The 11,540-nt window shown below is 40.7% G+C and carries 8 protein-coding genes; all 8 read left to right on the forward strand.

Translation table 11 applies throughout. The annotated features are described in order from the left end of the window. Positions 1-337: 337 nt before the first annotated feature. Positions 338-766: a hypothetical protein gene (locus tag FJQ58_RS24485; protein WP_139997410.1), complete on the forward strand. Its 429-nt coding sequence runs from the start codon at positions 338-340 to the stop codon at positions 764-766. Between the two features lie 360 nt (positions 767-1,126). Continuing rightward, the gene (locus tag FJQ58_RS24490) at positions 1,127-2,866 is read left to right on the forward strand and encodes a sensor histidine kinase (protein ID WP_139997411.1); all 1,740 of its coding nucleotides are present in this window, start codon (positions 1,127-1,129) and stop codon (positions 2,864-2,866) included. Continuing rightward, complete coding sequence (locus FJQ58_RS24495; protein ID WP_139997412.1) at positions 2,863-4,218, forward strand: response regulator transcription factor; 1,356 nt, start codon at positions 2,863-2,865, stop codon at positions 4,216-4,218. Before FJQ58_RS24490 ends, FJQ58_RS24495 begins: the two co-directional genes overlap by 4 nt. Before the next feature lie 201 nt (positions 4,219-4,419). Beyond that, on the forward strand, positions 4,420-6,108 hold the full coding sequence (locus FJQ58_RS24500) for a type 2 periplasmic-binding domain-containing protein (RefSeq protein ID WP_139997413.1): 1,689 nt from the start codon (positions 4,420-4,422) through the stop codon (positions 6,106-6,108). Positions 6,109-6,173: 65 nt separating this feature from the next. Further along, the gene (locus tag FJQ58_RS24505) at positions 6,174-7,064 is read left to right on the forward strand and encodes an ABC transporter permease (protein WP_139997414.1); all 891 of its coding nucleotides are present in this window, start codon (positions 6,174-6,176) and stop codon (positions 7,062-7,064) included. 18 nt (positions 7,065-7,082) lie between these two features. Next, a complete protein-coding gene (locus FJQ58_RS24510) occupies positions 7,083-7,967 on the forward strand; it encodes a carbohydrate ABC transporter permease (protein ID WP_139997415.1) in 885 nt (294 codons plus the stop codon). Between the two features lie 24 nt (positions 7,968-7,991). Beyond that, entirely contained in the window at positions 7,992-10,433 is a 2,442-nt protein-coding gene (locus FJQ58_RS24515; protein ID WP_139997416.1) for a glycoside hydrolase family 31 protein, read from the forward strand. Positions 10,434-10,467: 34 nt separating this feature from the next. Continuing rightward, entirely contained in the window at positions 10,468-11,475 is a 1,008-nt protein-coding gene (locus tag FJQ58_RS24520) for a LacI family DNA-binding transcriptional regulator (RefSeq protein ID WP_139997417.1), read from the forward strand. The last annotated feature ends 65 nt before the right edge of the window (positions 11,476-11,540 follow it).

Below are 11,540 nucleotides of genomic sequence, written 5' to 3' on the forward strand. Positions count from 1 at the left end.
TAAGGATATTAATGCTCTAATTGACGTGAAGTAGAAAAAGCTCTAGGCCGCAAGCTGACGCCGGTATTGTACCGGTTTCAGCTTGTTTGGTGTTCGATCTCAATAAACTTCTTATCGTACCACGATTGGAGACTCTCCAAGATGCTTTATACCTTAAGAGTCAATCGATTACTTTGATCAAATTTGTTATATTTGCTTAATCATGTTATAAGCGAATTGGCAGGATAGTTCAAAAATGTGCACTTCTTCCCTGTCATATGCCTCGTCCGACATTTGTTTTTGATCATATTCTGATGTGTAGGAAATGAATTGAAATATAGGGAGGAGTGTAACGTAAATGGCTGTTCATGCTAAAAAAAGATGCCGGAAATCGAGGCGGCATCACGTGGTTCGGGGTTGTACGCCCCCTTCGAGCCGTCTCACTCTAACGATTCGACAAATTCAAGAGCAGATTCTATCTCTAACACAATCCCAGCTTCAATTCCAAGCTCAAATACAATCACAATTGCAAGCACAGTCCCAAGCTCAGCTCCAATTCCAATTGCAAGTGCAAGAGCAACTTCAGCAACAGGCGCAATCCCAGCTGCAGGCCCAGCAACAATTTGAAGCCCAAACCCAAGCTCAAGCTCAATTTGCTATCCAAGCCCAACACCAGTGGAATTTACAAACGCAAGCCGCAATTCAGAGCCAAAACGAAAAGATCATTCTGAACGTTGGCAGTATGCCGCCACCACCTCCGCCTTGGGGGGAAGAAGTTCCGACGTAACAGCATCAGCAATAAACCCGAGAGTTGCGGCACTTGGGTTTATTGCTGACATCAATCGTAATTCAGCTAACGAGTGAGCGGGACAAGTTCTTTAATAAGCAGATAACATGGCTAAAACCATTAACGGTCACGAAGTAACGGTATGCAGCCGTCCAAGGTTATCGATTTGCGAGTGCACACCCTTTAGCCATCTCTGATACATAGAAATTACTGGCTGTTTGAGAATACTCTCTTCAATCATTATTTTAACGAACTGCCACAATAATTCTATTACCGTAAGGTAATTGGGGTTATTGTTTTTTTATTATAAAATCTGTACAATTCATGATAATATTTCAAGAGATTTTCTGGGGGGACTTCATGAAGCTTAACTTCGTATTAGAACGCTATAGACAACTTACTTTTAAAAATAGAATTATCACGATATTCACGCTCATTATTCTAGTTCCGTTTATTTGTCTAGGACTCGCATCACTATTTACGATTAACTCCATCCTTGTTAATAAGGTTGAAGGTTCTATCCAGAGCAACTTAAGGCAAGACGTATTAACGATGGAGAACACGTTAAATAACTTAAACCATGTTTTGCAACAAATTACATTTGGAGTCGGAACAAACAAATTACTTGAGCAGCTGCAGAATACAACAGAGCCGTTTGAGCGTATAAGGCTTCGGAATGAGGTGAAGAGCGAGTTGAATGTGATCACCTTTTCAAACCCCAATATAGGTTTAACGATGTATTACTTCAAGAATACGAATGAGTATGATTTTGAAAATTTCCCAGTCAGAGATCCTTTTAAACCGGAACAGCTGCCAGTTATGGCGGTATATCCTGAGATTACTTATTTCGGTCCGCACAAGAGCAATAATCGATCGATTAATCAGTTAGTCTTTAGTACAATGCGAAAAGTAAATTGGCTGGATCAAGATGTTTATTTGTACATAGAGACAGGGTTTAATGCCACTGCCAAATTATTTGATTCCGATAATCCGTACAATCAGTCACGACGGCTGCTTATCCTTGATAACGAAGGGAAAATTACATTTAGCCAAGACCCAGAGCAATTCCCACTAAACAGTAATTTTCCGACGGGGAATTCAGAAATCGTATCAGGCTCATACGGACAATATATTTGGCATAAGGAAACGAGCAATCAAGGCTGGAGCATTGTATCCATATTGCCAAAAGAGGTGTTGAACCAGGAAAAAAACCAATGGTATCTTCAAATAACCGTTTATTTCTTAATATTTGAGCTTGCGGCAGTCATTCTCGCTTTATTGTTGTCAAGAATGGTATACAAGCCGCTGGAGAAATTCAATATGGAAATTAAAACACTAGTGCAGTCCAACTCCAAGGAGAATACGGACTTAACCAATATCCCTGAATTCGATTTTTTGCTGTTTAAAATTAGAGCCATGAGAAAAAAGATTTGGGAGCTATACGAAGAAATTGAACAGAAAGAGAAGCGTAGAGCGAACTTAGAGGTTGAAAAGCTATTGTATCAGATTAATCCACATTTTCTAATGAATACGCTGGACACGGTTCACTGGCTTGCGATGATCAATGGTCAGAAGGAGATTGACAAGTTGGTGCTTTCTTTAAACAAGCTCCTGCAATATAATCTAGGCAAGTCAGGCGAGGCCACTACGATTGGCGGGGAAATCGATGCGCTAAAAGAATATTTGCAGCTTCAAAAAATCAGATACGATTTTCAATTCGATGTGGACATTGATGTCGATGACGATGCGATGATGTTGTCGATTCCAAGGTTTATTTTACAGCCTTTAGTTGAGAATGCGCTTTACCATGGAGTAAGTGATGATGGATATATTCATGTGGATATTCGCTTAAATGATGAGCTTGAAATTACGATAGAAGATAACGGAGCTGGGATGCTGCCTGAAAAAATCGATCAATTACTAAATGATGATTCTATGGACAGCCAAAAAGTAGGGATGGGAATCGGAATGAAATATGTCAAACGTATACTGGAAGCAAATTATGGAGAGCAAGCAACGTTTCATATTAAGAGCGTGGTTGGAAAAGGGACCGTTGTTTCTATGAGCTTGCCTGTGCTAAGAGGTGAACAGCATTTATGATAAAGGTATTGATTGTAGATGATGAGAAAATCGTTCGTAAGGGATTAGTGAGCTTTATGCCCTGGCAGGAGTTTGGAATGGAAGTGGTAGGGGAGGCCAATAATGGGGAGAACGCCCTGCAGTTCTTGGAGACGAACAAGGTAGATTTATTGCTTACAGATCTGTCCATGCCAGTGATGTCTGGCATTGAATTGATGAAGGAAGTAAGAAGAATTCATCCGAATATCCAAATTGTTGTACTGACCCTACATCAAGACTTCGAATATGTGCAGGAGGCACTTCGGCTTGGAGCAATTGATTATATCGCTAAGACACAACTAGAAAAGGAACAATTCCAAGATGTATTGGGTAGAATTTCATCATTATTTGATTCGAAAAAATCCTCAGGATACAACAGTCAACGGGACGAAATGGACCAAATTGATGAATTGTACGTGATCTATACCTTGAATCAACAAAGCGACGACTCGGCAATGGGTATCACATTGCCCAAAGGCGCTATAGATTTGGATGTTGGAGTATGGGGAATGACGTATTTGCCACCTGAATCCTTTTCTTCGAGTTCTGATTACGCCATAATTTGCTTTCGTCATTTGAAGGAGCTGGATCGGAAATCAATTGTACAACTTACCCGGGTTTATCGAAGGAACGAATTTTTTTATGATTACCATCCCGGACATTCTATTCCGTTCATTCAAAGTCGCTTACTGATTACATTAGGGGAGAATGGCGGTTACGACTTAAATAAGCTGAAGCAGAAATGGCTTTCATCAGAGTGGATCTACGAGGAGCAAGCTTTTGAGGCTATGCTACAGGAACTAAAAGCGATTAAGCTTCCGCCAATTAGATTAACTAGACTATTCTTTTCCTTGTCGGATGAGTGGAACAGATTGTATGAGCAAATATTGCTTGATCCCATTGTTATGGATGATTCATTCGCCTATTTCATTCAATTTGAAGGCTGGTTACGGAACGTAAGGGAAACCATCCACCAAGCTAATAGTAAGCCCCAATACTCGAAGGAAATTCAGAATAGCATTGCTAAGGCGACTAATATGGCTCAGTTAATGATGAATCAATCTCTATCGTCAGGAGAAATGGCACAGATCGTCAATATGAGCAGCAGCTATTTCAGCCAATGCTTCAAACAAATCGTAGGTAAAACCTATACGGATTATTTGAGGGATATTCGTCTGGAAAGAGCCAAGCATTATTTGATAAACACGACTAAAACCATACAGTGGATTGCCGAACAAGTAGGCTATAATGATGAAAAGTATTTTAGCCGCTTATTTAGGGAGCATATAGGCATTCTTCCAAGTGACTATAGACAGACTAACAAACAGATATGACAGGTTCTATTTGTAATTTGTTGCAGGCTAGGTAGAAATTCGTCCGAAAACAAGGTAGACAGTTTTCGGGCGTCTTTTTTATTCTCATCGTATATTCGACCTATTCCCCTTGTATCCTCTAACACGCACCACACTTGCGAGGTATTATAATCAAGTTGTAGCAAAGAACATTCATTTAAATATGCAGTAGGGGGAAAGAAAATGAAAAAGAATTTCAAAACCTTGGCGGTCGGGCTGGTTGTTGCGCTAAGTTTGAGCGCATGTGCTAATAACACGCCAAGCGATAACCCAAGCAGCAATTTAGGAAGCAATTCAGGAAGCAACTTAGCGACAGACGTGGCAGTAAATCCATTTGAGAAATTTCCAGAGCCGATTGAAGTAGCGATAGGCAGAGGTATTGATCCCACGTACAAGTACGAAGGTGAGGATACAGCAGAGAATAACCTGTATACGCGTTGGCTGAAGGATTCTTATAACATTGTGATTAAGCACGAGTGGGAAGCATCAGTTGCCGATTATGGCCAGAAGGTAAGCTTAGCCATTGGTAGCAATGATTTGCCTGATGCTATGCTAGTTAACGAAACGCAGCTAAGACAAATGGTTAAAGCCGACCAGTTGGCGGATTTGACGGAAGTATACAATAAGTTTGGCACAGATCGACTGAAGCAAATCTATGAATCTAATCCAGGATTGCTTGAAGGGGTTACCTTTGACGGCAAATTGTATGCGCTGCCTGAAACAACATTGCCTTCAGCACCATTGACGTGGATTCGTAAGGATTGGCTTGATAAGTTAGGCCTGGAAGCTCCAAAGACTTTAGAGGATCTTGAGAAAATCGCAAAGGCGTTTATCGATAACAAGATGGGTGGAGACAAAACGTTAGGAATTGTCGGTACCCAGCAAGGCGGTTCACTTTATTCCACATTCCTTACTTCAGGCGATCATTTCATGAACTTCTCGCCGGTGTTCTTCTCCAATAATGCTTATCCTGGCATCTGGGTAAAAGACAAGGATGGTAATGCAGTGTATGGTTCCACTACTGCTGAGACTAGAGAATCTTTGACCAAGCTGCGGGATTGGTATGCGAGCGGCATTTTGGATAAAGAGATTGGTTTGAGAAAGAGTACGCAAGAGGTCATAACTAGCGGTCAAGCAGGCATTTTCTTCGGTCCATGGTGGACACCGTACAACCTCACGGATTCAATCAAAAACGATCCAAATGCTAACTGGAGACCTTATATTGCTCCGGTGGATGATGCAGGCAAATTTAACTCTAACCAAGCGACAGGAAGCTCGTACATCGTTGTGAAGAAAAACTATAAGCATCCAGAAGCAGTCATTAAAATGATCAATATCCATGTTTCGGAGAAAGAAGAGAGCTATAAAACAGCAGTAGGCAAAGAATTGACTTCTCAGGAAATTCCTTTATTCCTGATCATGGGTCTTGGCGATCAATTGGAATACGCCGTGAAATCCACGCAAAAGGTTCTTACTGGCGAAATGAAATTGGAAGATGTGGACAAACTCAATTATGGGTTTGCTTACGAGCTTGCTTCCCATGTTAAGAATGTGAAAACGGAGCCGTTTGACAACTATGATATTCAATATTGGGATCAACAAAAAGATCCAGACTTCTTCACTCATCTTTACTCGCATTTGAATGGCGGTTCAACATTTGTCGATGCCGATATTAATTATGTGAAGAGCCTTGCAACAGCACAGACCAAAACCATGCAAACCAAATGGACCAACTTAAAGAAAATCGAAGATGAAACCTTCTTGAAAATCATTATGGGCAGTGCCCCGATTGAAGAGTTTGATGCTTTCGTTGAAAAGTGGAACGAACAGGGCGGAGACCAAATCACTAAAGAAGTGAATGAGTTGAAATAAAGTAGAATGATCAAGGCGGGTGGATCGTTCACCCGCCTTGATTATCCTTTTAAGGAGATAGAGATATGCTTAACCGAGGTATTTATAAACATTACTATTTGATGCTCCTGCCCGGATTGCTGTGGCTAGCCTTTTTTAATTTACTTCCCATGTACGGTGTGTTGATGGCGTTCAAGGATTTCAATCCAGGCTTAGGCATATTGAAGTCAGAATGGATTGGCTTGGAAAATTTTAAGTATATGTTCGAACTAGATGATAGTAAACAAGTATTCCAAAATACAATATTCATTGCGTTGTTAAAAATGATTGGCAACTTGATCTTTCCTCTACTATTCGCGCTCATGTTAAATGAAGTGAAAAACAGGCTGTTTACCAGATCTGTTCAAACCATCGTGTATTTGCCGCATTTTTTATCCTGGGTTATCGTGGCAGGAATCATGCTGGATATCCTATCTTACTCAGGACCGATTAACCAGATTCTTTCTTTATTTGGCGTAGAGCCGACCCTGTTTTTTGCTAATGCTCCTATTTTTCCTTGGATTGTTGTTTTTAGCGATGTCTGGAAGGAATTTGGTTTCGCAGCTATTATTTATTTTGCAGCATTAACATCCATTAACCCTGAAATGTACGAAGCAGCAGCCATAGACGGAGCTTCCCAGTTTAAAAGGTTGACGAGTATTACCCTCCCTAGTATATTGCCGGTTGCGGTTTTGCTTGGCACATTAAGCTTAGGAAATATTCTGAATGCTGGGTTCGATCAAATATTCAATCTTTATAATCCATCGGTATATTCAACAGGCGATATCATCGATACCTGGGTATATAGAGCCGGCTTGCTTGATATGCAATATGGTCTCGCGACTGCTGTTGGTCTCCTTAAATCAGTTGTCGGGCTCGTACTCATTTCAGTATCCTATGGGCTTGCTTATCGGTTTGCAAATTACAGAATTTTTTAACAGAAAGATGTGATGATCATGGTAGAAGAACGTTCGGTTCTATCCAGGCTATTCAATGGTTTCAATATATTCTTGCTCGTTATAATCACGCTGCTTTGTATACTGCCTGTTTGGTATACACTTGTTATTTCGTTGAGCGACAGAGGAGCTGTAGCTGCCGGTGAAGTTTTTATTTGGCCGCAAGGCTTTACTTTAGGATCTTACGAAACCATCATTGATGATGGCCAGTTTTTTAAATCGTTTTTCATATCCGTGCAGCGTGTCGTATATAGTGCCATTATTACTTTTTTCATCGTGCTATTGATGGCCTATCCGCTGTCCAAAACATCAAAAGAGTTCAAACCGAGAAATATCATCATGTGGCTTCTCATTTTTTGTATGCTGTTCGGAGGCGGATTGGTCCCATGGTATATGACCATGAAATCTCTTGGTTTAATTAATACGATCTGGGGACTCGTGCTTGGAGGCGGGCTGCCTGTTTTTAATGTCATATTGGTGATGAATTTCTTTAGAAACTTGCCGAAGGAAATGGAAGAATCCGCTTTGATTGATGGCGCAGGACCATGGCGAATCCTGTTTGGTATCTTTTTGCCGCTATCTACGCCAGTATTGGCAACTATTTTAGTATTTACAATCGTAGGGCATTGGAATGAGTTTTTTCAAGCACTTGTGCTCATGACTAAAAATGAAAATTACCCTTTGCAATCTTATATACGCCAAGTCACTCTTGTCATTGACCCGTCCAAAGTGGACGCAGAATCGGCAAAGCGACTGACAAGCTTATCAAATCAAACGTTAAATGCCGCTAAAATATTCATTTCTATGCTCCCACTGTTAATTATCTATCCATTTTTCCAAAAATATTTTGTAAAAGGAATAACGCTTGGTTCTGTTAAGGGTTGAATTTAATCGATTGGAGAAGAAATGATGCAAACTAGCGAAACGATACATCCAGACAAGAGCGATATAAATACAATTATAGAGAGTAATTGGAGAATGGGTTCTATTCAATCGGTTCATTGTGAGAAGCAGGGGGTTTACTTATTCCGGAGTGAAAATGCTACGTTATTACTGCAACCGGTCAATGACTATGTTGTTCGCGTAAAGCTGCTGATAGACCATGTATTTGATTTGGGTACGACTATTGCTGTACAAGAGGATGCTTTTACTCCTGTTGAAGCTCAACTGGAAGAAACTCCATTGGAGTATAAGCTTATACTGCCCGCTATAACCGTTGTCTTAGGCAAGTCGGATGCACGTATGGATTTCTATAACGCTGATGGCCATTTGATCTCGAGAGAAGAAGAATTATCGAGAACGGGTCGTGGCGTGTTTAGTTGCACAAAACAAATGGAGCCTGATTCGCATATCTATGGTCTAGGGGAGAAAACGAGCTTTTTGGATAAAAAAGGTGAGAAATATGACATGTGGAACTCCGATGTCTACGATCCCCATGTGCCCGAAATTGAATGTTTATATGTATCCATTCCGTTCTTAATTCATTTTCGCTACGATAAGCCTGCTTACGGTATTTTTCTAGACAATCCGGGCCGTTCATCGTTCGATATGCGCTCTAGTGAAAAATCGTACAAGTTCCAGGTACACGCTGGGACGATTGATTATTATTTTGTGTACGGTCCAGAGCTTAAGGATGTTGTGAAAAGATATAGCGATTTGACGGGCAGGATGGATATCCCGCCTGCATGGGCAATCGGCTATCATCAATCCCGTTACAGCTATATGGATCAACAAGAAGTCATGACGCTGGCTAGAAACTTCCAAGATAAAAATATTCCTTGCGATGTCATTTATTTAGATATTCATTACATGGATGAATACCGTGTGTTTACATTTGATCCAGTGCGTTTCCCAAATCCTCGCAAGATGATAAATGAACTGAAGGAAATGGGAATTAAAATTGTTCCCATTGTTGATCCTGGTGTGAAGAAGGACCCCGAATATTTACCTTATCAAGAAGGTATCAAAAACGATTATTTCTGCAAAAAACTTGAAGGTGATTTATTCATCGGAAATGTTTGGCCAGGAGCGAGCGCATTTCCTGATTTCACCGAACAAGAAGTACGTTCATGGTGGGGTGAACAACATCGTTACTATACTGAAATGGGAATTCACGGAGTCTGGAATGACATGAATGAACCCGCAGTTTTTAACGCTACAAAAACAATGGATCTTGATGTTGTACATCGCAATGACGGTAATCCGAAAACGCATCGTGAGGTTCATAATCTATATGGAATGCTTATGTCTATGGCAACGCAGCAAGGATTGAAGGAACAGCTTAACGGAGAGCGGCCATTTGTGCTGACTCGTGCAGGCTATGCCGGCATACAAAAGTATGCAGCCACTTGGACTGGCGATAATCGCAGCTTCTGGGAACATCTTGCAATGGCTATTCCGATGGTGCTAAATCTTGGTCTATCCGGTCAGCCTTTTTCAGGCCCTGACATCGGTGGTTTTGCCCACAATTCATCTCCGGAGCTGTTGGCACGTTGGACACAAGCAGGGGTATTCTTCCCTTACTGCCGAAATCATAGTGTTCTTGAATCTGTCCGTCAAGAACCTTGGGTATTTGGGTCGCAAATTGAAGAAATATGCCGTAAATACATTCGCTTGCGTTATCAACTCATGCCTTATTTGTATACACAGTTTTATGAGGCGCATAAAACAGGACTACCCATTATGCGTCCATTAATAATGGAATATCCTAATGACCGTTCTGTGTATAATTTATGTGATCAGTTTATGGTGGGCAACAGCTTGCTTGTAGCGCCGGTGCTTCGTCCAAGTACAGAATATCGTTCGGTTTATTTGCCGGAGGGAGACTGGATTGATTATTGGAGCGGAGAACGCTTTACTGGGGGACGCCATATTTTGGCGCATGCTCCACTTGATGTGTTACCGCTTTATATTAAGGCAGGAACAATTCTTCCCGAGCTCACTGATCATAACTGGAAGCCAGTAATGAATGAACTGTCAAATATAACGCTAAATATTTTTTCTGGCGTAGTAGGAAGCGAATCATATGGTCAGTGGTACGAAGATGATGCTAGGACTTATGCCTATGAGAAAGGTGCCTATAACCTATTAGAGTTTACTGCGGAATTTAATCAAGATTCGATAACGTTAAAGCTCGCTTATCTATCAAAAGGATTGCCAAATGAGCGTAATTGGCTTGATTTAAATGTGAAGTTGTTGAATTTTGTTCCAAAAAGCATAGGAATCATCACATCTAACGGAAAAATCAGTCTTGGGGATTTTGGCGGTACTTGGTCATACGATACAGAGATTCAGGAGATTAAGCTGCAAGTGGCAAATCATTTTATGGATATGGAGTTAGTTATAGAATGATGATAAATTCCTATTGCATCTTAAGGAGCCTGAAATGGCAGTTACAATCAAATCTATTGCAGAACTCGCTGGTACTTCAATAGCAACCGTGTCGAGAGTCATGTCCAATGATTCAAGAATAAGCGAGAAAACTCGTTCAAAGGTATTGAAGATTATAGATCAACAGGGATATCTTCCAAATTTATTTGCAAGAGGGTTATCATCAAAGATTAGTTATAACATTGGTGTCCTGCTTCCTAATCCAGCTAAAAATTTGCACTCCAATTCTATGAAAGCTTTACGGGGAATCGTATCGCAAGCACAGCACGTTGGATATAATGTACTGCTCATTACAGGAAATAGCGAGCAAGATGCTTTACAAGCAATAGAATCTCGATACAAAGGAAGAAGCATGGATGGCCTTATCCTTCTTTATTCTATGGATAGAGATCATGTTATATCTTTTTTAAATTTGAATGGAATTCCCTATGTTCTCATGGGCAGAAATATGGAGCACGCAGATAGCTATACCGTCGATTATGATCAGTTTCAAGCCGGATGGGATGCTGCACATTTCCTAGTTCATCAAAACCACCGGAATATTACTATTCTTCAGAGACCTGTTCATGACGAAATACAGTTAGATCGAATGAGAGGATACCAATTGGCTTTACGGAATTTGTGTATAGAATTGAATCCAAACTCGTGCATGGTTGTCGAAACGGATGAGGAAGATATTATGGTGTGGACGTTGATGAATACGCCTGAAAGACCTACTGCAATCCTTGTTCCCGATGATGTCACAGCATTGAAAGTGATTAGTGCTTTGGCAAAATTAGAGTTGAAGGTGCCTGAAGATGTTAGCATTGTTAGTTTTAGCGAGGATAATAGGGGAGAATTAGCATCTCCATCGTTGACAACTGTTACTATGGATTCTTTTCATCATGGTAACGAAGCTGCTTCATTGCTATTTCAATTGCTGAAGGGGACAAAGATCGACTCGAAACGCAAAATTTTACCACATGGAATGACGGTTAGAGAATCAACAAGGAAAATAGATTAACTATTCATTAGGGTCAATAAAACCTTCCCGAAGATTTTGGGAAGGTTTTTCGGTTCATTACCAAA

The sequence above is a fragment of the Paenibacillus paridis genome, assembly GCF_006345825.1.
Taxonomy (GTDB): domain Bacteria; phylum Bacillota; class Bacilli; order Paenibacillales; family Paenibacillaceae; genus Pristimantibacillus; species Pristimantibacillus paridis.